The 23,871-nt window shown below is 42.0% G+C and carries 17 protein-coding genes and 1 pseudogene; 16 read left to right on the top strand and 2 right to left on the bottom strand.

Translation table 11 applies throughout. From position 1 onward, the window contains the following. Positions 1 to 137: 137 nt before the first annotated feature. Both WKK05_RS01750 and WKK05_RS01745 read left to right on the top strand, forming a co-directional pair. A complete protein-coding gene (locus WKK05_RS01750) occupies positions 138 to 353 on the top strand; it encodes a hypothetical protein (RefSeq protein WP_341528100.1) in 216 nt (71 codons plus the stop codon). A gap of 208 nt (positions 354 to 561) precedes the next feature. After that, entirely contained in the window at positions 562 to 1,047 is a 486-nt protein-coding gene (locus WKK05_RS01745; protein WP_341528099.1) for a hypothetical protein, read from the top strand. Positions 1,048 to 1,205: 158 nt separating this feature from the next. On the opposite strand, the gene shc is transcribed toward WKK05_RS01745, so the two are convergent. After that, complete coding sequence (gene shc, locus WKK05_RS01740; RefSeq protein ID WP_341528098.1) at positions 1,206 to 3,122, bottom strand: squalene--hopene cyclase; 1,917 nt, start codon at positions 3,120 to 3,122, stop codon at positions 1,206 to 1,208. 223 nt (positions 3,123 to 3,345) lie between these two features. On the opposite strand from shc, the gene WKK05_RS01735 reads away from it, so the two are divergent. The 9 genes from WKK05_RS01735 (at position 3,346) to WKK05_RS01695 (ending at position 17,506) form a co-directional block, all read left to right on the top strand. Continuing rightward, positions 3,346 to 4,623 carry a glycosyltransferase gene (locus WKK05_RS01735; RefSeq protein WP_341528097.1) on the top strand — a complete coding sequence of 426 codons (1,278 nt, stop codon included), beginning with the start codon at positions 3,346 to 3,348 and terminating at the stop codon, positions 4,621 to 4,623. A gap of 199 nt (positions 4,624 to 4,822) precedes the next feature. After that, positions 4,823 to 6,085 (top strand): HhoA/HhoB/HtrA family serine endopeptidase, encoded by a 1,263-nt coding sequence (locus tag WKK05_RS01730; RefSeq protein WP_341528096.1) that lies wholly within the window; start codon positions 4,823 to 4,825, stop codon positions 6,083 to 6,085. A 904-nt stretch (positions 6,086 to 6,989) separates the two neighbouring features. Next, entirely contained in the window at positions 6,990 to 8,126 is a 1,137-nt protein-coding gene (locus WKK05_RS01725; protein ID WP_341530996.1) for a BMP family ABC transporter substrate-binding protein, read from the top strand. A 138-nt stretch (positions 8,127 to 8,264) separates the two neighbouring features. After that, the gene (locus WKK05_RS01720) at positions 8,265 to 9,773 is read left to right on the top strand and encodes an ABC transporter ATP-binding protein (protein WP_341528095.1); all 1,509 of its coding nucleotides are present in this window, start codon (positions 8,265 to 8,267) and stop codon (positions 9,771 to 9,773) included. Positions 9,774 to 10,032: 259 nt separating this feature from the next. Continuing rightward, complete coding sequence (locus WKK05_RS01715) at positions 10,033 to 11,091, top strand: ABC transporter permease (RefSeq protein ID WP_341528094.1); 1,059 nt, start codon at positions 10,033 to 10,035, stop codon at positions 11,089 to 11,091. Between the two features lie 94 nt (positions 11,092 to 11,185). Next, positions 11,186 to 12,109, top strand: a complete 924-nt coding sequence (locus WKK05_RS01710) for a polysaccharide deacetylase family protein (protein WP_341528093.1) — start codon at positions 11,186 to 11,188, stop codon at positions 12,107 to 12,109. Continuing rightward, positions 12,075 to 13,001, top strand: coding sequence for an ABC transporter permease (locus WKK05_RS01705; protein WP_343224890.1), 927 nt, complete (start codon positions 12,075 to 12,077; stop codon positions 12,999 to 13,001). The genes WKK05_RS01710 and WKK05_RS01705 overlap by 35 nt, the downstream gene beginning before the upstream one ends. A gap of 181 nt (positions 13,002 to 13,182) precedes the next feature. Next, positions 13,183 to 14,040 (top strand): polysaccharide deacetylase family protein, encoded by an 858-nt coding sequence (locus tag WKK05_RS01700; protein ID WP_341528091.1) that lies wholly within the window; start codon positions 13,183 to 13,185, stop codon positions 14,038 to 14,040. A gap of 505 nt (positions 14,041 to 14,545) precedes the next feature. Further along, positions 14,546 to 17,506: an ATP-binding protein gene (locus tag WKK05_RS01695; RefSeq protein WP_341528090.1), complete on the top strand. Its 2,961-nt coding sequence runs from the start codon at positions 14,546 to 14,548 to the stop codon at positions 17,504 to 17,506. A gap of 23 nt (positions 17,507 to 17,529) precedes the next feature. On the opposite strand, the pseudogene WKK05_RS01690 reads toward WKK05_RS01695, so the two are convergent. Then, positions 17,530 to 18,825: pseudogene (locus tag WKK05_RS01690) on the bottom strand (IS4 family transposase); the annotation flags it as partial. 292 nt (positions 18,826 to 19,117) lie between these two features. On the opposite strand from WKK05_RS01690, the gene WKK05_RS01685 reads away from it, so the two are divergent. The 5 genes from WKK05_RS01685 (at position 19,118) to WKK05_RS01665 (ending at position 23,863) form a co-directional block, all read left to right on the top strand. After that, positions 19,118 to 19,291, top strand: a complete 174-nt coding sequence (locus WKK05_RS01685; RefSeq protein ID WP_341528089.1) for a hypothetical protein — start codon at positions 19,118 to 19,120, stop codon at positions 19,289 to 19,291. Positions 19,292 to 19,294: 3 nt separating this feature from the next. Continuing rightward, positions 19,295 to 19,657, top strand: coding sequence for a hypothetical protein (locus WKK05_RS01680; RefSeq protein ID WP_341528088.1), 363 nt, complete (start codon positions 19,295 to 19,297; stop codon positions 19,655 to 19,657). Positions 19,658 to 19,673: 16 nt separating this feature from the next. Next, a complete protein-coding gene (locus WKK05_RS01675) occupies positions 19,674 to 20,252 on the top strand; it encodes an ureidoglycolate lyase (RefSeq protein WP_341528087.1) in 579 nt (192 codons plus the stop codon). Between the two features lie 47 nt (positions 20,253 to 20,299). Next, positions 20,300 to 21,082 (top strand): FAD binding domain-containing protein, encoded by a 783-nt coding sequence (locus WKK05_RS01670; protein WP_341528086.1) that lies wholly within the window; start codon positions 20,300 to 20,302, stop codon positions 21,080 to 21,082. Between the two features lie 126 nt (positions 21,083 to 21,208). Beyond that, on the top strand, positions 21,209 to 23,863 hold the full coding sequence (locus tag WKK05_RS01665) for a molybdopterin cofactor-binding domain-containing protein (RefSeq protein WP_341528085.1): 2,655 nt from the start codon (positions 21,209 to 21,211) through the stop codon (positions 23,861 to 23,863). Positions 23,864 to 23,871 lie beyond the last annotated feature (8 nt).

Raw genomic sequence — 23,871 nt, 5'->3', positions numbered from 1 at the left:
AGAATTTGGGATTGCGAAACTCTCACTAGTAACAAGTAGTCTAATCATTAGATTTAAGCCTTCTGGTAGTGTATTCCTCACAACAAACGAGTTTAGGTTAAAGGTATGTTCACCTTTCTACTGTTGAGGAAATAGCTATGCCCAGCGGTCATGCAAATCATAAAGGTACTTCTGATAAACCTAACGTCAATGCATCCGGTCAGATAAATGCGTCTGCTGCTGACAAATCAGTAGATTCTGAAGACGTTTTGCTGGAAGGCGCTACAACAAATACAACAAGAACCCAAGAATTCGTTGATCATCCTCCCGCCACTGAACGCCCTAGCGAAAAACCAAACACTGACAAAGAATAGTGAAGAGGTAGAGACGCGCCATGACGCGTCTCTAGCAAACGATTTGTTGTGATCATTAATTGAATTGGTATCAGATTTTTTGTCTGGCTGAGATTGCTCTCGAATATGCCTGATTGCTTGAGAACGGTGTCTTTGTGGAAAAAATTTTGCGGATTGACTCGTGAAGAGATAGTCTAACCTAGTTAGGGTAGCTGGCTGTAGAGGGTTGATGTTGCTGCAACCCATGCAAGTAAATTTTGCAGAAGCAATATTTACAGGAGACAAAACCGTGAGTAGTCTGGGCAAAAAAAGATTAGAAGTTGGTTTGGCGATCGCTACCTACGCTGTTGGTAGTGGTACTGCCTCAGCAGTGCCTACCTCTGGAATAGAAGTTCCCAAACAGATTGTGTTAACTGCGTCTGATATCGCTATGTACACCACTATTTGGAAAATCTATTTTCAGGAAGATTTATCCAGTAAGGGAATTGTAGATGTGTTAGTAGAGTTGGGTGTAGTAACCCTTGCTGCTACAGGCACAGCTTATCTTGTTACCAAAACCACTACTGCCCTTCTAAGTGAGATTACAGACTGGTTGGGGCCAGTGGGTTGGGGTATAACAGCTATGATCGCAGGTTCTTTAAGTGGTTTATTTGGAGTTACTTGGGCGCTTTATTGCGATCACCTTTATTCTCGAAGTGAACCTCAAACAGTTTAAGTTGGGGATTGGGGAATTGGGCATGGGGCATTGGGGATAGAGTTTAGCTCCCTGTTGCCCGGTTACTGAGCGCAGTCGTAAAGCCTGCGGCATAGCTGCGCTTAGGGCGCAGCCTCTCGTAGAGAAGTATGCTCCCCTGCTCCTCCTGCCTCCTGCCCTCATTTCCCCTTAATAACTGCTTGATAGCGACCTAAAGCTATTAAAGGAAAGTATTGTTGATAGAGGTGGTACTTGATATAAAAATGTCCTGGGAAGCCAGTACCTGTAAAGTCTGCCTCGTACCAAGTACCATCTGGCTGTTGTGTTGCAAAAAGGTAGCTAATTCCTCGCTCAATGGCATCAAGAGCTAATTTACCCGTCGCTTCACCAGCTGCCAAAAGCCCAATTAAAGCCCAAGCTGTTTGGGATGCAGTAGAGCTTCCTTGGCCTTTAAGACTGGGGTTGTTGTAACTGTGGCAAGTTTCACCCCAACCACCATCTGAGTTTTGACATCCAACTAACCAAGCTGTCCCCCGTTCTATAGCTGTTCGATGCTTTTGAGGAGTAATCAAAGCAAGGGCTGACAATACTCCACTAGTACCGTAAATATAATTTACTCCCCAACGACCAAACCAACAGCCTTCAGTTTCTTGCTCACGCAGAAGATAGGCGATCGCCCTATCCAAATTATGAGCATCAATTGACAGGTTACAAGCACCCAGCATTTCTACTACTCTCGCGGTAACATCTGCCGTATTTGGGTCGATCATGGCTTTTAAATCTCCATAGGGAATGGAGTTGAGCCAATCCTGATCGTTGTCTATATCAAAAGCTGCCCAACCGTCACCTTTACACTGCATAGATGCAATCCAATTTAGGGCGCGAGCGATCGCATTCTGCTTTAATTTTTCATTAGGCAGTTTTACCTGATGTAGAGCCATCACCACTACAGCAGAGTCATCCACATCTGGATAAAAGTTATTGTCAAACTCAAACGCCCAAGCTCCTGGTTTTCCCTGACGATTTTTTACAGCCCAATCTCCGTAGCTCAGAATTTGCTTTTGCAGTAACCACTCTCCAGCCTGCACGACAGCAGGATGATCTGGTGCAAAGCCAGAATCTACTAAGGCACGTATTACCCAAGCTGTATCCCAAATTGGTGAAATACAAGCCTGTACCCGGTAGGTATCTTCTGTTTCAATTGCAAAGTTATCAATCGCTTGCAAGCCTCGTTCCACAATTGGGTCGCTTGAGTCATAACCCAAACAGCGTAAAGCTAGCATTGAATTTAGCATGGCAGGAATAATGCCACCCCAGTCACCTGTAACTTCTTGCCGCTCTAAAATCCATTTTTCGGCGGCTTTGATACCTTCTTCACGAAAAGGTACTAAATTGAGGCTTTCTGCCAACTTGAACCCTTTGTCAAGGGTGAGGAATAAATCCGTCCAATCACCACTCTGGGGTAATTCCCACTGGACTCGATCAATACCTTCAACATATAGCTCATCTAAGTTTATAGTTTGAGCTGTGAGAAAGATCGGTTTACTGTCACAGACTATCAGCAGGGGTACAGTGCTGGAACGCGCCCAGCTAGACATCTCATAAATATTGAAGGGGAAAAATGTTGGCAAGAGCATTACCCAAGGTGGCAATGAGGGAATGCCGCGCCAATTGTAGCAGCCAATTAAGGCTAGGTGAAGCTTGGTAAAAATCCGAGTTTTACTGATTCCACCCTGCTTGAGAATAAAGGCTCGCGCTTGGAGCATCGTCGGATCGTTTGCCGATACACCCAGTAACCTCAGTGCCATGTAGGCTTCAACTGAGGTACTAAGGTCTCCGCCATCTCCATAAAACAGTTCCCAGCCCCCATGCTGCCGTTGCTGTTGACGTAAGTAGGCTTCAACTTTGTGCAAAGGTCTTGCTTGGTCTGTTCCCCAAATTTTATGCAGGAGAACAACCTCAGCAGTGATAGTGACATTGGATTCTAACTCTGCCCACCAGTAACCTGCTGGATTTTGAATTGAAAGAAGATAGTTCTGGCTAGCTGTGATCGCATCTGCGACTTGATTGACTGTTACCCTGTCTTGTGTTTGCATCAAATACTATTCAACCTCAACACTCAACATCTAGTTATGAACACGGCAGTATGGAGAAAAAATTTTTCCTCTATTAGTAGACATAGTATTCTGTCTGAGACACAGAGAATTTGCAAGAGGAGAATAAAAGGAGTGGGGGAGGGGGAGCAAGAGGGAAATAAAATAATTTTCACTTCCCAGTCCCCAATCCCTTTAAATTTTGAATTGGAGTGTAGTAACAGTCATGGTTGCAATTGTATTAGGATTGATGCTCTTATCCTTGACCATTTGGTTAGGATTACTGAGTTTTTGGGGGCAGTTTTGGCGGGCAGATCAACTATTAGAGGTAGAGGTTGCAGAAACTCAGCTAGAATCGTTACCTGTGGTTTGTGCAGTGGTTCCTGCTCGTAACGAAGCTGATGTGTTACCAACTACTTTGCGATCGCTCTTACTTCAAGATTATCCTGGTACTTTTAATGTGTTTTTGGTAGACGACCGCAGCACAGACGGCACAGCCAATTTTGCCGAAGGGGTTGCCCACGCTGTGAATAAAAGCCAGCAATTGCATATTATCTCTGGTGAATCATTACCTCCAGGTTGGTCAGGTAAACTCTGGGCTGTTGAGCAAGGTATTCAAAAATCTGTAGAGACGTTGTATGCAACGTCTCTACAAACACCTGATTATTTCTTCCTGACCGATGCAGATATTGAACATGACATTGGTAATCTCCGTCGCTTAGTCGCCAAAGCCATACAAGAAGATTTAGACTTGGTTTCTGTAATGGTACGACTCAGATGTAAAAGCTTTTGGGAAAAACTGTTAATTCCGGCTTTTGTCTTTTTCTTCCAAAAACTCTATCCCTTTCGTTGGGTAAATGATCCAAATAATCAAACTGCCGCAGCCGCTGGAGGCTGTATTTTAATACGCAAAGATGCCTTAGAACGAATTGGCGGCATTCAAGTGATTCGCCAAACTTTAATCGACGATTGCGCCCTGGCTGAGGCGGTTAAGAAGAGTGGGAGAGTGGGAGAGTGGGAGAGTGGGGGACAAAGTAATTCTTTTCCCACTGTCTCCTCGAAAGGACATATCTGGCTTGGTTTGAGTACTTTAACTCGTAGCTTGCGTCCTTATCCTTCCTTGGGAACGGTTTGGGATATGGTTGCTCGTACTGCCTATACGCAACTGAATTATTCTCCATTGCTGCTGTTAGGAACTCTGTTAGGAATGACTCTAATTTATTTGCTTCCACCTGTGGGTGTAATTTTGGGTGCGATTTTAGGGAATTGGGCGATCGCACTTACGGGTTTATTAACATGGTTGTTAATGTCGCTGGCTTACTATCCTACAATCCGCTTTTATCAAATTTCGCTCTGGTTTATCTTCAGCTTACCTGCGATCGCATTTCTCTATACCCTGATGACTCTAGACTCAGCAATACGTCACTGGCAAGGGCGTGGCGGTGCTTGGAAAGGACGAGTTTATCCTGGGAAAGCCAGAGGAGAAGGTGGTCGCCGAGCGTAGCCGAGGTGGGGCAGAGGGGACAATTGTACAGACGCGATTAATCGCGTCTCAGCACTCTCAATGCCGTATGCCCGTTAAAATTTACTCAAAGTGATGTACAATACTTAACTTTTCACACCAGCGCAATACCCCTGCAACAAAAGCGTCAAAAACAATATCTACAATTATTAGTAAGTCTAGATATCCATCCAAACAGCAAATGCAAAACCAATCTCGCGATGGAGAAAACCCATCAAATAGCATTTTACATAACGCTTCTAATGCCAAATACCAAAATCATGCACCCTGGAAAAAGGCAACTGCGTCTCTATCACTCGTACTGCTGGGATCGGGGATGACATTGGCAGGAGGCTATCTGGCTGGGCATTCTCGGCAAATTTCTGAGAGTGCTTCTAACTTGGCAGGGAGTCGAGTAAATGCTGCTCCTCCAATAGCAGCAGGTACAGATCCTAACTTTGTAATCGGGGTTGTACAAAGGGTTGGCCCTGCTGTAGTGCGAATTAACTCTTCTCGAACCGTAAAAGCTCAGATACCAGAGGAATTTAACGACCCGTTGTTACGCCGCTTCTTTGGTTCGCAATTGCCAGAATCTCAAGATAGGGTAGAACGGGGTACTGGATCAGGTTTTATCATTAGCGCTGATGGACGCATTCTGACTAATGCTCATGTAGTCGATGGTGCTGATACGGTAACAGTAACACTCAAGGATGGGCGCACCTTACAAGGTAAGGTGTTAGGGAAAGACGAATTAACAGATGTTGCTGTTGTAAAAATTCAGGCCAATAATCTGCCAACAGTGGCATTGGGTAACTCAGATCAACTGCAACCCGGAGAATGGGCGATTGCGATCGGCAACCCTCTTGGTTTAGATAATACTGTTACTACAGGAATTATTAGTGCTACTGGACGTACTAGCAATCAAATAGGCGCACCTGATAAGCGAGTCGAATTTATTCAAACAGATGCGGCGATTAATCCTGGTAACTCCGGCGGCCCCTTGCTAAATTCCCGTGGCGAGGTGATTGGGATGAATACAGCTATTATCCAAGGGGCGCAAGGAATCGGCTTCGCCATTCCTATCAACACCGCACAACGTATTTCTACTCAATTAATAGCTACAGGTAAGGTGCAACATCCATATCTGGGAATTCAGATGATAGGGTTAACACCTCAGTTAAAACAAAATATCAACTCAGATCCCAATAGCGGTTTGAGTGTAGAGGAAGATAAAGGCGTATTAGTTGTAAAAGTAGTGCCTAATTCCCCAGCAGCTAAAGCAGGAGTACGTGCTGGTGATGTTATCCAAAAGCTCAACGGTGAACTAGTCACAGATGCTAGCGGTGTGCAAAAAGCTGTGGAAAATAGTCAAGTAGGAGGAAATTTGCGCTTAGAATTGCGTCGCAATGGGCAAAGTCTTAACTTAGCTGTGCAACCTGGTGCTTTCCCCACTCAAGTGCAATAAGGCTTTGTGATCAACAAGACTTACGCATGAAAGCAAAAAACCTTTTTGCATAAGTCCTAATCAATTGAGTAAAAGTAGATTTTCTGGGACGAGTATCTTGCCCGTCCCTTTTTTCTAGGTAGTGAAGTTGTCCCTAAAGCCTTCTCCTGTAATAGGAATTTGTAACTCTGAATTAAGAGATTCGTAAATATATAGTGGACATAGTTTCAAGCAAATATCTATGCACTAGGCAAATCAACTAATGGAAATATTTTGATATGTCTGTTCATGAAAATGTTTGTATTGCTTGGCTTATTCCCTTATTCGCAGGCGGCAATTATCGGTATTTAGTTTTACGAGAGAGAGTTTCAGAACATACTTAAGCCAACTACTGTTTATACAAGCTCTGTAGCTGGGATTTATTCAGCCTTAGCGGATGGCTTAAAAATTGAGGTTTTAGGCGAAACCAAGTTTGTAAAAATTATAAATCAGTGGCAAAGCTTGCTCTAAACCCTAGTAGTCAAGCAAAGCATCTAAATCAGTCACAGTAAAGATAAAATTTATGGAAGTTGTGCGACGTTGCATAATAATCTGCATGGTAGATGTGGATAGTCTTGTGAGTAGTTGGTTATAGTTATTAAGCGATCGCACACACTCTAAACATCCTACAATTAATCAACTACCCATCGTTCATGCAGATAATCAATTCAGCAATGCTTTACTGCCAACCTCTATGAGGGCAATACTGTCATCGCCTCCAGAATGATTACTAATTTTGTATAATATTCAGCACTATCTTCTTTCTTTTCTCAGTTACTGAGCTACAAGAATAAAAAGCTAAAATCAAGCAACTACTTGATGTTAAACTGTGCCTGTCGCTACTAGCCAGCAGAAAAATCTTTAAGCCCGTAAAAAATCGATGAATATGGAGCGCCGGAATTTTCTCAAGTATGCCACTTTAGCAGGATATAGTTTTGCTTTAACTAGTTGTATTCAGGGTAGAAATTCTAATTCCTCTGGTACAGAATCGCCCTTAGCGTCCCCTTTAGTGATGACTGAACCTCTAAAAGTGGGATTTGTTTATGTTGGCCCTGTAGGCGATTTTGGCTGGACTTATTCTCATGATTTAGGTCGCAGAGAAATGGAAGCCAATCTTCAGGATAAGGTAAAAACTACCTTTGTCGAAAATGTCAACGAAGGTGCTGATGCAGAGAGGGTAATTCGCCAATTAACATTAGATGGCAACAAGTTGATTTTCACAACTTCCTTTGGTTACATGAACCCGACAATTAAAGTGGCTAAGGATTTTCCTAAAATTGTTTTTGAACACTGTACCGGATATAAACGTGCTATCAATGTCGGCACTTATCTAGGGCGGTTTGAAGAACCCCGCTATTTGACTGGTATGATTGCGGGCAAGATGACAAAATCGAATATAGTTGGTTTTATTGGTGCGTATCCCATTCCTGAAGTAATTCGGGGTATAAGTGCATTTACCCAAGGACTGCGGGCAACAAATCCCCAAGCAAAAGTTAGGGTGCTTTGGGTGCAAAGTTGGTATGATCCAGCTAAAGAAAGAGAAGCAGCTCAAGCCTTGGTAAATTTAGGCGTGGATGTCCTAACGCAGCATACTGACTCTACTGCTGTGGTGCAACTCGCTGAAGAAAAAGGCATTTACGCTTTTGGCTATAACAGTGATATGAGTAAGTTTGGTCAAAAAGCGCACTTGACATCAGCAATTAATAAGTGGGGCAAATTTTATACAGATACGACCTTGACTGTGATTAATGGTACATGGAAATCACAAGAGGTTTGGGATGGTATTGGTGCAGGCATGGTAGATATTTCTCCAATGAATCAGGCGATTCCGGCTGATGTGCAGCAATTAGTGAATGCAAAGCGCGATGAGTTTATTCAGGGTACAGCCCATCCTTTTGATGGCCCTGTGAAAGACCAAAAAGGGGTAGTCCGAGTACCAAAGGGTAAGAATTTAGATGATAAGGGACAACTAGCAATGGATTGGTATGTTGAAGGAATTGAAGGGTCAACAAAAGGGAATTAAAATTTTTTGCTGAGTAGAGACGCGATTCTACTCTTACGAGAAGCCGCACTCCCTGCGTCTACGCGTCTGTACAAGAGTGCTGATAAGAGAGGCGATTCATCGCATCTGTACAAAAAATATTCGTAATCCCTAGCCTAAATGAATGAGTTGCTTTCTCGGTTACAGGTAAAGAATATTAGCAAGTCGTATCCGGGTTGTGTGGCGAATAATCAGGTTAACTTGACGATTCAACCAGGAGAGATTCATGCACTGCTGGGGGAAAATGGGGCGGGTAAAAGTACCCTGATGAAGATTATTTATGGATTAGTGCGTCCTGATGCTGGAGATATTTTTTGGGAAGGGCGAGAAGTTAAGATTAACAGTCCCGCCCAAGCAATATCCTTGGGGATTGGGATGGTATTTCAGCACTTTAATTTATTTGAAACTCTAACTGTTACAGAAAATATAGCCCTAGCACTTCCTGCGAACGAAAAGTGGAATTTATCACGAATTGCTAAAAGAATTCTCACTTTATCGGCAGCATATGGTCTAAGTATAGATTGCGATCGCCCAGTCTACACTCTTTCAGTTGGTGAAAAACAGCGCTTAGAAATTATCCGCTGTCTATACAAACGTCCAAAGCTGCTAATTTTAGATGAACCGACAGCAGTTCTCACTCCCCAAGAAACAGAAAAACTTTTGGCTGCTTTGCGGCAAATTGCCTCTGATGGTTGCAGTATTTTATTCAGCACTCATAAGTTACCAGAAGTGCAATCTCTATGCAGTCATGCTACTGTAATGCGTCAAGGTGCAGTAGTTGCCCACTGTAACCCGCAAGTGGAAACGCCAGCTAGTATTGCAAGGTTGATGATTGGTTCTGATGTGCCAGCTAGCAAACCACGGCGAAATCAACCACCGGGGCCAGTCTGCTTGTTGGTAAATGATTTGTGTCTCAAACCCCAAAATTTTTACGGCACAACGTTGCAGCACATCAATTTGCAAGTTTGCACAGGCGAAATTATCGGTATTGCTGGAGTTGCTGGTAATGGACAAACAGAATTATTATCAGCTTTGAGTGGTGAAATAATCTGTTCTCCAGCAGAAATGATTATGTTGGGTGAAATGCCAATTGGTGATTGTGATGTTGCCAAGCGTCGCCGCTTAGGATTGGCATATGTCCCAGAAGAACGCCTAGAAAAGGGTGTAGTACCAAGTTTAAGTTTACTAGAAAATGCCTTATTGACAGCCCACGGGCAAGGGCTGGTGCGTCGGGGTGTGATTCGCTTTGGCAAATTAAAAGCTTGGACTGAGAGAATTTGTAATGCCTTCAATGTCAATCAAACAGTGGTAGATTCTGCTGCTAGTTTATCGGGAGGCAACTTGCAAAAGTTTATTATGGGGCGGGAAATATCCCAAAATCCAGCAGTATTAATTGCTGCCCATCCTACTTGGGGTGTAGATGTTAACGCCGCTGCAAGTATTCATCAAGCGCTGATTGAGATGCGGGATGCTGGTGCAGCAGTGCTGGTAATTTCGGAAGATTTAGATGAATTATTTGCATTGTGCGATCGCATTGGTGCAATCTATAAAGGACAACTTTCTGCCTTCAAGCCAGTTATAGATACTAGCCGTGATGAAATTGGCCGCTGGATGGGAGGTTTGATATGAAGAAGCATAAATTAAAAGAGAAGTCAGAATTCAGAATTCCGAATGCAAGTAGCGGGTGATAAATCAATTCAAAATTCAAAATTCACTTAGGGAGAATTCATTCTGACTCTTGTACAGACGCGTAGACGCAGGGAGTGCGGCTTCTCGTAAGAGTATAATCGCGTCTCTACTCTTAAATTCTTTGTTATTAAACAATAATCCTCCCTAATTTAGGTAAATGAGGGAAAATTGGCTTTGAAAGCGCTTTTTTAAACATCTTATGCTAATTTATCTCGAATCCCGCAGTATCCCCTCAAAAACATGGCAAGTGTTATCACCCCTAGCTGCACTGTTGGGAACGTTGATTTTAGGAGTTGTGCTATTTGGTTTATTGGGTAAACCTCCGATAGTTACTTTACAAACCTTATTTATTTCTCCTTTAAGTAGCTTTTATGGAGTAACAGAATTAGCTGTGAAAGCAGCACCTATCTTATTAATTGCTGTTGGTTTAGCTGTGTGTTTTCAAGCCAAAGTATGGAATATTGGTGCAGAAGGACAGTTTACCGTTGGGGCAATTTGTGGCGGTGCTGTAGCTTTAACATTTCCAAATATTAATAACTATATTTTACTGCCAATTAGTTTAATAACTGGTGTGTTGGGCGGTGTGGCTTGGGCAAGCATTACTGCTTTTTTGAAAATGCGATTTAATACAAATGAAATTCTTACGAGTTTGATGTTAAATTATGTAGCCGCTTCTCTCTTAAACTACTTGGTACATGAACCATTAAAAGACCCCAAAGGATTTAACTTTCCTGAATCTGCACCTTTTTCAGAATTTGCTAGCTTAGCGCCATTAATTGCTGGTACACGGTTGCATTTGGGTATAATTTTGGCGGTTTTGGTAGCGGTGTTAATTTGGGGAGTGCTGCGACAAACGTTTTTTGGCTTTAGTGTAAAAGTTGTGGGTTCTAGTTCCAAGGCAGCAGTATATGCTGGGATAAAGAGCGATCGCATAATTTGGCTAACTCTACTAATCAGCGGTGGATTAGCAGGTTTAGCTGGTGTGTGCGAAGTTCTAGGCCCTATTGGTCAACTACGTCCTAGCATTTCTCCTGGTTACGGTTATACTGCCATCATTGCCGCCTTTCTTGGTCGCCTAAATCCACTCGCTACTATTTTTTCTAGTCTGCTGATGGCACTTTTGTACGTAGGCGGCGAATTAGTCCAGATTAAATTGGGACTCTCCCTAGCCTTAGCTGGAATGTTCCAAGGTATTTTATTCTTTTTTCTTCTAGCGGCAGATATATTAATTTACAACCGAGTGCGAGTAAGGCTATGAGGGAGTGGGGGAGCGGAGAAAAGGGGGACAAGGGAGAATAATAACTGTTGACTGTTGACTCTTGTCCATTGACTAATATTTGAGGAGATTTAATGTGTCTACCCGTAAATTATTTATGGTTTTGAAATTAGTAACTATTACATTGATTACTGCTGCTATTACTACAGGTATCAGTCTGCTTTTCAGTAGTAGTGGATTTGAGCATCTATTAGGAATACCAAAGTTAAAAAACGAAAGCACTAAAGCAATTCATGACAAAGTGATGAGTTCATCCGCACAGGCGATGACTCTCGCAGACCAAACAAATCAAATACCAAAAGCATTTCAGGGAACAGTTGTTTATCAAGCAAAACTGAAAGCAAATGAGAAAGTAATCGCCCTATCTTTTGATGATGGCCCTGGCCCGAAAAACACGGCACAGATTTTAGAAATATTGAAGAAAAATAATATTAAAGCGACATTTTTTATGGTTGGGCAAATGGTGAAATATTTTCCCCAGGTTGCCAAGGAAGTAGCTGCTGATGGTCATGTAATTGGTAACCACACATGGCATCATTGGTATCGTCATATGGATGTAGCTACTGCGGCTAGTGAAATTGAGCGCACAGCAGACATCATCTACAAGATTACAGGAGAAAAAACTACTCTATTTCGTCCCCCTGGTGGATTCCTGAATAATGGATTAGCCCAATATGCCGAAAATCATAAGTATGCTGTCATGATGTGGTCAGAAGAGTCGGGTGATGCTCAACGTCGTTCCCCACAAGTGCCAATGCTAGTCAAAAATGTGCTGAAGTATGCAAAACCTGGTGCAATTGTGTTGATGCATGATGGAGGCGGCAACCGTAGCAAATCTGTTGAAGCTTTACCAGAAATTATCACTGGTCTAAAGGCTAAAGGCTATCGATTTGTGACAATTCCTCAACTGCTGGCAATGCAATCTGAAGAGCAATATGCGGCAGTTTCACCAACAGTTCCACAGGATGAACATCCAAACTATCAGCTTGGTCATCAGTGATATTTTACGGGCAGCTACACCTCTAATTTTGGCGGCACTAGGAGAATTAGTCACCGAAAAAGCAGGCGTGTTAAACCTGGGCGTTGAAGGAATGATGCTAGTTGGGGCTGTGGCTGGTTTTATCACCGCTTCAGTCACAGGTAATATTTACTTAGGGTTGTTGATAGCACTGTTATCAGGAATAGCGATCGCTTTGATTCATGCCCTGTTAGTAATTACTATAACTGCCAATCAAGTGGCAACAGGTTTAGCCCTTAGTATCTTTGGTTCAGGACTCAGTGCTTTTGTGGGTGCAGGTTATATTGGCAAGACAATTACCAGATTGCAACCTATTAATATTCCGGTTTTGAAATCAATTCCTGTGATCGGGGAAGCTGTATTTAAGCAAGATTTTGTGGTGTATATCTCAGTTGTCTTAGTAATACTAGTATGGTGGTTTTTGCGAAAGACACGGGCAGGTTTGGTATTGCAAAGTATCGGTGAATCACCAGAAGCTGCTGATGCTTTAGGTTTACCTGTTAGCAGAGTGCGTTATTTAGCAGTGATGTTTGGTGGGGCTATGGCAGGGTTAGCGGGGGGTTATTTATCTCTTGCGTATACGCCATTATGGGCGGAAAATATGACAGCAGGACGAGGATGGATTGCGATCGCACTTGTTGTTTTTGCAACTTGGAAACCTGAAAGAATTCTCCTTGGTGCATATTTATTTGGTGGCGTTAGTGCCTTACAGCTAATTCTTCAAGGACTAGGAGTGAATATTTCTCCCTATCTGTTGTCTTCCTTACCTTACTTGGCTACCATCCTAGTATTGGTGTTCATTTCACGGAATGGTAAACCCATGCAATTAGGCGCACCTGCATCATTAGGAGAACCCTTTCGTCCTACTCATTGACAATGCTGAGGGCTGAATACAGCAGAATTCAGAATTAAGGAGTCAGAATTGGGAATTAAAACAGGCTTTATACCTGACTTTGATATCTATCTATATATTGTGTACTTCATTCACTTGAAATCCGCTGTATTTAAACTAACATTCGATTACGAATTACGAATTACGAATTACGAATTAAATAATGTATCCTCCATCTTTTCAACCGATTACACAACGTCCGGTGTTCAAGCTGCCAAATGATGCCAGAGTCGCTGTATGGGTGGTAATGAATGTAGAACATTTCACATTTGGTAAACTAGGAACAGCTATTCAACCACATTTAAATAGTTATCCAGAAATTGCTAATTACAGTTGGCGAGATTACGGTAATCGTGTTGGAGTTTGGCGGCTATTTGAACTATTTGCAGAGTTAGAAATTCCAGTAACAGCAGCAGTTAACGGCGAAATTTGTACACTTTATCCCGAAATTATGACGGCCATACAGCAATATGGTTGGGAAGTAATGGCGCATGGAATTAATAATTCCACTGGTCATAGTGGGATGGATCAAGAAACAGAAATCAAAATAATTGCTCAAACTTTAAATTTACTACGGGAAGCCACTGGTAAAACACCTAAAGGCTGGCTCACGCCAGGGTTTTCAATTACAGAATCCACTTTTGAATTATTGCATTCAGCCGGGATTGTTTATACTGCTGATTGGGTAAATGATGACCAACCTTACTGGTATCCAGTATCCAATGGACGCTTGTTAGCGATTCCTTATACTATTGAAGCAAATGATATTAGCTTGTGCTTAAGTAACCGTTTTTCTGGTGCGGAATTTGCTCAAGCAATAACAGACCAATTTGACCAACTTTGGCAAGATGGAGAATCGCAAGGGCGAGTAATGGCGATTGGTTTACATCCGTTTATTGTTGGTCAACCGCTGAGATTAAAATATCTAAAACAATGTTTACTACATATTAAACAACAACCTGATACTTGGTTAACCACAGGTGAAAGTATTTATGAATGGTCAACAAGCAACTTAAGCTAGTCAAGAGATACTATTAATTCTTAATACTATTACCTTTTTATAATTAAGTTTTGTTAACTAATTCTCATTAATGCTTATTTAAGGACTGCTAGCTTTGAACTAGGCATCGATAGCGAAGCGATGGCGTAACCGCCCGCCGCAGTCAGAAGGATTAGTTTCTGCACCAGTCTCATCCATCTTTAGTTAGTTAGTTAAGTTTTCCATAACAGATAAAATATTTTGAGAAAATGAGCTTTTTATATTTACTAGCTCTTACTAAAAGTGAAAATGGCTTCTACTTTATAGCTCTTTTAATTAGTTAGGCGATAGCCGAGATTATTATCATGCGTATCTTAAAGCAATTGAGGAATTTCAAAAGTTATTGCTGGTAGCTTAAGCTGGACATTAGCTGGATATTAAATTTATCTACTCTTAGCTAGATGCAGCATTCAACCTGTTATAAGTCTAATAATTAATTACTTAGCGTTTTGATTTGAGTTAAAGGCAGTCGAGTTGCGTATATCTAATGTGTTTACCCCAAAAAATTACTCAGGCATTCATGGAAGCGGATGTCTTGATCACAGAAGCACTGGCTAGTCGTCCAGCGAGACAGCCAGATTTAGCGGCTGAAAACCAAGCTCTCCACACTCTCGCCCAACAACTCATCAATGATCCGCAATCCACACTCAAAACCCTTGTTAGGATTGCAGTCGATTTATGTCGAGCCGATAGCGCTGGGGTGAGCTTGCTGGAAACAGCGCCCAATGGCGAATCGGCGTTTCGCAGGGTTGCGATCGCAGGCGCATTAAAGTTTTTAGAGCAAAGCACTACCCCAGGTAATTTTAGTCCCTGTAGCACCACAGTTCAATCTGGGCAACCGCAACTTTATGCTCATCCAGAACGCTATTTCACCTATCTGCACCATCCGCAGTTCCCTATTGTTGAGGGATTGCTGATTCCGCTGTTTATAAACAATCAACCATTAGGCACTCTTTGGATTCTGTCGCATAATGAGGCGCGACAGTTTGATGCTGAAGATCAGCGGGTAATTAGCAATTTGGCAGGCTTTACAGCCTCTGCTTTACAAAGTATCCATCTGCATCAAACGGCTCTTGAAGCTCGAAGCCACGAGCAAGCGACTCGTGCAGCACTCCACCACAGCCAAACTCAGTTTGAGGCACTGGTTGCAAATGTACCAGGTATGGTTTATCGTTACTTACCCAGCACGGATAGCCCCCATCGGTTTACCTTTGTGAATTCTGCTTCCCGTGAACTGCTGGAATTAGAGCCTGAAACAATTCTCCAGGATGCTGATTCCTTTATAAAATTAGTTCATCCAGAAGATTTACCATCATTTAAAACGTCCATGACTCATGCTATCCAGAACTTCCTACCTTGGCGGTGGAAGGGTCGGATAATCACGCCATCGGGTAAACTCAAATGGATTCATGGCAGTTCCCGTGCTGTGCGAACGGCAGAAAGAAACGTGTGGGATGGGTTACTGATTGACATTACGAATCACAAACGAGCAGAAGCAGCGTTGAGCCAAAGTCAGGATTTCAATCGGCAGATCCTTGACAGTAGCGACGACTGCATAAAAGTGTTGGATTTGTCAGGGAAAATCCTGTACATGAGTCCTGGAGGTCAGGCGTTGCTTGGCATCCATGACATTAGGCCATTCCTCAGCCGTTCATGGGTCGAGTTTTGGCAAGGAGCCGATGGGCAAGCCGCATTGAAGGCAATCGATAATGCCAAAGCAGGTAAAGTCTGCACTTTTCAAGGCTATCGTCCAACTCTAACAGGCGAGCCGAAGTGGTGGGATAACAAAGTTAGTCCGATTAAGGGAACTGATGGGCAAGTTGAACGGTTGTTATGCATCTCTCGTGATATCACCGCCCGCAGGCAAGCCGAACTGGAGCGTGAATATCTCCTTGCCCGTGAACGCCACTATGCCAACCAATTGCAGGGATTGACAACAGCTGCGCTGGCAATTAATTCTGCCCTTTCTGTTGAACAAGTCTTGCAAGTAATTAACGAGCAGGCAGCATCAATCATTGGCGTTCACCAGTGCGTCACCAGTATGAGCATTGACCAAAACTGGGGACAGGCAATTAACACCATACACCTATCTGATAAGTACGCCCAGTGGCGAGACTACGATGAAAAGCCAGATGGGTCGGGAATCTACGCCTATGTGTGTGGTCTGAATCGCCCGATGCGGATGACACAAGCCGAACTAGAACTTCATCCCCGTTGGCAAGGTTTTGGCAAGGAAGCAAAGAATCACCCTCCTTTGAGGGGCTGGCTGGCAGCGCCCCTAAGAGGGCGAAACGGACAGAACATTGGTTTGATCCAGCTTTCAGATAAATACGAAGGTGAGTTTACGGCAGCAGATGAAGCCATCCTCGTGCAGTTAGCACAAATGGCATCGATCGCAGTTGAAAATGCCCAGTTATATGAAGCAGAACAGCAAGCACGCTCAGCAGCAGAAGCATTGCGAGAAGAAGCTGAAGCTGCAAACCGCGTTAAAGATGAGTTTTTAGCAGTACTGTCACACGAATTGCGATCGCCTCTGAATCCAATTCTGGGTTGGTCTAGTCTACTTCTGAGTAACAAGCTAGATGAAGCAAAGAAAGCAAAAGCTCTAGCTACTATTCAACGCAATGCCCAGTTGCAATCGGAACTGATTGACGATCTTTTAGATGTTTCCCGAATTCTTCGGGGTAAACTCAGCCTGAATGTCGCTCCGGTCAATCTTGCAGCCACAATACAAGGAGCGATGGAAACAGTGCGGCTGGCAGCCAATGCCAAGTCAATCAAGTTGCAGGCAGCCCTGAAAGCCAAGGATGGTAAGGTTGCGGGTGATGTAACTCGTTTGCAACAAGTGATTTGGAATCTGCTCTCGAACGCTGTGAAGTTCACGCCTGAAGGGGGACAGGTGAACATTTCTTTAGAGCAACTTGGCTCTCATGCTCAAATTACTGTCAGCGATACGGGCAAAGGTATTACTCCTGATTTTCTTCCCTACGTATTTGATTACTTCCGCCAAGCTGATGGGGCAACCACAAGAAATTTCGGGGGACTGGGACTAGGGTTGGCGATCGCGCGTCACTTGGTCGAGTTGCATGGTGGCACAATTGAAGCAGAAAGTCTAGGTGTTGGGCAAGGAGCAACTTTTACAATTCGGCTACCGTTAATGTCCACTCAGTCACCAGAAAATCAAGGCAACAAAGCGATTGATTCGGCTTTAGATTTAAGTAATGTAACAATTTTAGTAGTAGATGATGATACCGATACACGAGAATTGACTACTTTTGTACTAGAGCAGTCTGGGGCAATTGTCACAGCCGTGTCTTCAGCTTCTGAAGCACTCGGCGTTCTTACTCAGTCTCAACCCGATGTGCTGCTCAGTGATATTGGAATGCCAGATGTAGATGGCTATATGTTGATACAGCAGGTCAGAGCCATCAGTGAGAGGTTAGAGTGATTGCACTTTTGTCAAGAGGGTGCGGGAAAAGGCGATAAATCCAGCTTGGAGACTGGTTTTCGCAGGGCTTTAACTACTCCTAAATCTTGATTTTCTTTGGCAGCGAAGTACTTAATTGGGTCATCCGCCTTACCTTTATCATAGGCGACACTAAAATGATATAAACCACGAAAAATCATCTCTAAAGAAATGCGGTCAAATGGCAAAGATAATTCGTCTGCAACCGCATCTCCCAAGTCAACCAATACTGCATAAAAGAGCCAAGTTGCCCACACTTGTAACTTCACACCATTAATAGAACCAGTCCATAAATATGACAGTCCCAATAAACGCTTGACCACGTAAAAAGCTTCTTCAACTCTCCATCTTCGGCGATATAAATCTGCGACAACGTAAGGAGGTAAGATTTGTGGGTCGAGGACAGAAGTAATATAAGAATAGCTAGTTTTACCAACCTTAATTTCTATTAAACGTAAAGTAAGCACTGGTGCACCACGACGAACAGTTCCAAGTTGAATCAATCGGTCTTTAACTGAATGGTCATAGCTGAAAATTTTTAAGTACTTAATAGATGCTTTGGCTTTTAAACGAGTAATAAAATGAACTTCTTGGTTAATGAGTTGTTGTAAAAAGTGGAAATGATAAAAACCTCTATCAAGTAAGATCAGAGTTTTAGCAGGTAGTAGTTTCAGCAATGGAGCTTCAAAGTTAGTTTCTGATGCAGCAGGATTAGTGTGAAACCAAACTTCAATAGGTAAGCGATTGACTAAATCAATAACTGTACAAATCTTTCCTGCTAATTGACCTGTTTTCAAGTCTTCTAGGCTTTTTAGCTTTCGGAATAAGGCTTCTAATGTAGACCCGTCAGCTATCCAAATTCGTTCAAAATTAAGAAGTGCAAATTTAACACTATCAGGAAGTGGTCGCTTCAGCCGTCGTTGCCAATTAAGTTGTAACTGAGGTAGTAAATCTTTAAATACTCGCTCAAATAATTCAGATGGGAATACTAAAAATCTTTCAGAAAGAGATTGTTGAGCAATTATTCTAGAACGACACCACAATAAATCTTCTCTTGCTAAAAGCCTTGTTAATTCTTGAACTCCAGGAACTTGTCGCCACAATAAAGTTAATACTGCTGCTACCATGAAGGATAGGTTGATAATTCTATCTCGTAAACCTAACTGCTTATAGTATTTTTGTTGAGCAAAGATAGCTGGAGTTAGTAACTCTTCTAAATGCGACGCAATCGCTTCATTATCTATGGTAGGAGTATTATGCTTTTGCGCGTGGTCGGAGTTTCGTTTTGCAGCTTTGGGCATAGTAGTCAACAAGCACTTTTCATTACCGCATTTGATTACTGAATTTACAATAATAATGAAACTCACTTTTGAAAAATTTATTCTCTCGTTACAATACTTTTTTGCCTCACATTTTAGCCGTTAAAAACTTATAGATAATGATAATCAAATAGAGAGGAAGGAGGCGAGTGTCGCTCGCCTCCTTCCCCTCCCCCACGCACGATTATCATTTTCATTAAAGTTTTTTTGAGTATTTTAACTGATTGACAAAATTTACTTTATTCTAACCTCTCACCGATGGGTCAGAGCCTTGTTGCCGTACGGTAAGCAGATAAAAGCGATCGCTTTAACTGCCTATGCTGGTGAGATGAATCAGCAACAGGCAATAAAAGCAGGGTTTCAGCAACACGTCTCTAAGCCAATAGAGCCAAGCATTTTAGTGCAAGCAATTCATAGTTTGGTTGGGTCTGCTGATAGCAATTCGTAGGCATTGTTCAGTCGTTACGTTGGCATTGTCCAGGGTAGAGACGCGATGAATCGCGTCTGTACAGGTTACATTGGCATTGTCAGCCAATACATTGGCATTGTCAGTCGTTACATTGGCATTGTTAGCCGTTACATTGGCATTGTTAGCCGTTACATTGGCATTGTTAGCCGTTACATTGGCATTGTTAGTTGTCACATTGGCATTGTCAGTCGTTACATTGACATTGTTAGCCGTTACATTAGCATTGTCAGTCGTTACATTAGCATTGTTAGCCGTTACATTAATAATGCTCAGAGTAGAGACGCGATTAATCGTGTCTGTACAGATTACATTGGCATTGTTAGCCGATACATTAGTAATGTATGACGGCTATGTTTAAACTATGAAAAATTCACAAACCCAAATTTTAAAAATCCCTGTAATTGATGCCGACTCAGAAAACATCAAACCTTATGGATATTTATTAGGCGATGATGTCAGCAAACCAGGATTAGGAATTCCTTTTTATCAAGGAAGAGTCATAGAAGGCGAAAATATTGACTTTACCTACCGGGGAACGGCAACTTTTAGAACAGCAAAAATTATGCCAGGATATCCGCCGATTCTTTGGTTAGAACGCCATATGCACATGACTCAAATGTTTATCGGCTTAGGACAAGCACCATTTATTATGGTGATGGCTCCGCCAAATCATGAACATAACGAAAACTTGCCAGATTTAAATCAAGTTAAAGCGCTGCGGTTTCCGGCTGGTTATGGATTGTTGCTGCATCTTGGCTCTTGGCATGATTTTCCCATAGCGTGCGATCGCCCGGTTGTAATCTTGACAGCTAATTCTGATGAAGTCGTCGCTGCTTTAAGTCAAATGAAAACTCCAGATGAAATGAATCAAGGCGATGTTTATAAGATTTCGTTACCTAAACGTTTAGGTTATGAAATTCAATTAGATGTAGCTAATTAACTTAGTTTAATCTAAATTTATAGGCTAAAAACTATTTCAATTAATCAATGGATTTGCCAAACATTGAAACTTATTTACGTCTTGATGATATTCAAACTCTGACTAATTGGAGTGCAGACTATGCTTGGTTAGCAGGTGGAACATGGCTATTTTCGGAACCACAAACACATCTAAAAACACTGATAGATATCCAAACTTTAGGATGGTCAGAGATTGAGGTTAACGAAGATTATTTAATTATTGGAGCGACTTGTCCGTTAGTTAAGTTATTAGAATATCCCTGGTTACCAGAATGGACAGCCGCTGAGGGATTAAAAAGTGCAGTCACAGCGCTAGCAGCATCATTAAAAGTAATTAATGTCGCGACGGTAGGAGGTAATATTTGTCTAGCTTTATCTGTGGGAACTTTAGCGCCAGTAATGGTCGCATTAGGTGCAATTTATGAAATTTGGAATATTAAAGGAGAATCACATCAAGTTGCAGCGAAAGATTTTCAAATTGGTTCTCGCCAGACAATTTTACAACCAGGAGAAATATTAAGGCGGGTTTTAATCCCGTTGTCGCATCTACAATGGAAAGTTAATTATCAACGCTTTAGTATAGCGGCGACAGATCCTGCTTTGGTAATTGTAGTAACTGCTAGGAATGAACAACAGATAAATTGTGTGATTTCTGCTAGTATTGCTGCACCTTTACTGTGGAGATTTGACAATGTAGAAGCGCCAAATTTTGCATTTTTACAAAAGCTCAATTTTATTACAGATGCTAAAGCTAGTTCAGATTATCGGCGAGAAGTGACGGTAGTTTTAATCAAGCGCACACTACAATAATTCGTAATTCGTAATTCGTAATTCGTAATTAAGATATATGAAAAAAGCTTGATATAGCTACGCTCAATGAATTTATGATTTTGGAAAATAATTCTTACTAAAGGAATTTAGTATTAGATATTAAAAATGCTGGAAGACTTAAAATTTATAGTTAATTCTCAATCTTATCGAGAAACTTGTCATCCTGGAACCAGCCTTTTAAGTTTATTACGTCAGCTTGGTTGGTTTGGTGTTCATCGTGTTTGTGATTCTGGTGATTGTGGTGCTTGTACAGTTTGGGTAAATGATACACCTATTCATAGTTGTATTTATCCAGCAATGCGTGTTGCTAATCAATCGGTAACTACTATTGAAGGACTTGCTCAGAACGGTGAACTTGCAACTATACAGCAAGCTTTTTTAGCAGCACAAGGCTTTCAATGTGGTTTTTGCACTCCGGGGATGATTATGAGTGCAGCCAAATTGCCAGAATTATCAGAAGATGAACTGCGTTTAGCTTTAAAAGGAAATCTCTGTCGCTGCACTGGATATCAAGCGATTATTGAAAGTATTAAAAGACAGGTGGTCACTGAGCGTACTTGTACTGAGCGTAGTCGAAGTAGTCGAAGTGAGGCAGGGAGCAGGGTAGAGACGCGACATGGCGCATCTGTAGGAGAAAGCATTCCTAAACAAGATGGTGCGGCAATTGTGACTGGTAAAGCATCTTACACGGCAGATATTTCACCACCTGGATTACTACATCTTAAGTTACTGCGATCGCCTCATCCTCACGCCCTGATTCGCAAAATTGACACGCAAAAAGCCAAAGCACTTCCTGGTGTGGTTGCCATTTTCACTCACGAAGATGTACCCAGGATACCTTACACCACCGCCGGACACGCAGAACCAGTACCCGATCCATTAGATCATTATTTATTAGATAATAAAGTAAGATTTGTAGGCGATCGCGTTGCTGCTGTAGTTGCAGAAACACCTCATATTGCCGAAAAAGCTTGTGAATTAATTGTTGTCGATTACGAAATCTTACCCCACGTTATCGACCCTATACAAGCAATGAATAATAGCGGGGTTGTAATTCATGATGAACCAGAATCATTACAAATCCCTGATAGAAATCGCAACATTGCCGGGGAAATATTTCTTGAATCTGGTGATTTAGAACAAGGATTTAACCAAGCAGATTTAATTGTTGAAAACACATACCAATTACCAGCAGTACAACACGTCCACCTCGAACCTCATGTAACTATTAGTTGGTTAGAAGCAGATGGGAATCTAGTTGTACGTTCTAGTACCCAAGTACCATTTCACTGCCAACGTTTACTTTCACAACTTTTCAATTTACCGCAAGATAAAATCCGGGTTTACAAAGCACAAATTGGTGGTGGATTTGGTAATAAACAAGAAATCTTATCAGAAGACTTATGTGTTTTAGCAACCTTGCGAACAGGTAAACCCGTGCAGTGGGAATTTACTAGAAAAGAGGAATTTACTGCTACTAACAGCCGCCATGCGATGACAATTCGGGTAAAAACTGGTGTGAAAACAGATGGTACACTTGTTGCCCAAGAAATGGAAGTAATTGGTAATACTGGTGCTTATGGAAATCATGGACAGACGGTGGTATTTTTATCAGGTTATATTCCTTTAGGTTTGTATCGTTGTTCAAATAAAAGATTACAAGGTTTTGCAGTTTACACAAATACAATGCCAGCGGGTGCATTTCGCGGTTATGGTGCAACACAAGGCACTTTTGCAATGGAATGCCAAATTGATGAAATTGCCCAAAAGCTCAATATTGACCCTTTAGAAATCCATTTAAAAAACTTGATACGTCCAGGGGATTTAATTACTTTAGGTAGGACAGAAAGCCACTTTAACTTAATTGGTAGCTACGCTGTTACTGAATGCTGGGAAAAAGTTACGCAATCACTTGGATATATTCCTGGTACACCACCGAGAGTAGAAGGTTCTCGCCGTCGTGGTGTAGGATTTGCCGTTTCGATGCAAGGAAGTGGCTTATCTAAAATCCACGTTGCTAAAGTCAAATTATCACTTTTACCTGATGGTAAATATGAATTGAAAACTGGTTCTGTAGATGTTGGTACTGGTTCAGATACTACTTTGCGGCAAATAGCAGCAGAAGTTTTAGGTGTAGAAGTTGTTGATATTAATATTATTGCTGGCGATACTCAACAAACACCTTTTGACGCGGGTTCTTATGCTTCAGCTACAATTTATATTTCTGGGCAAGCTGTGAAATTAGCCGCAGAAAAACTCGTCGACAATAGAGAAACCAGCGTTGAAGTTTCTTATGCAGCAGATGAATCTACATTAACTTTTGCTGTTCAAGGAGTAGAGGTAGAAGTTGATATAGAAACTGGTAAAGTTCAAGTTTTAAGATGTGTACAAGCGATTGATTTAGGTAAAGCAATTAATCCCCGAATTTGCCACGGACAAGCAACTGGTGGTATAGCGATGGGAATTGGTTATGCTTTAAGTGAAGAACTATTATTTAATGAACAAGGATGTATTATTAATCCCACATTGCGAGAATATCGCATCCCCACAGCGGCAGATATACCTCCAATAGAAGTAATTTTAATAGAACAAGCCGACCCTTACGGCCCCTTTGGTGCTAAAGGTGTAGGAGAAATCACTACTAATTGTACAGCGCCTGCCATTGCCAATGCGATCGCCCACGCTACAGGTTGTAGACTGCGCCAACTTCCCATGACACCCGAAAGAGTTTGGCAACAACTCAACGACTCTCCTACTTAAAATCTTTC

Source organism: Nostoc sp. UHCC 0302, from assembly GCF_038096175.1.
Lineage (GTDB): Bacteria > Cyanobacteriota > Cyanobacteriia > Cyanobacteriales > Nostocaceae > UHCC-0302.
This window is presented reverse-complemented; position numbering and strand designations above follow the sequence as displayed.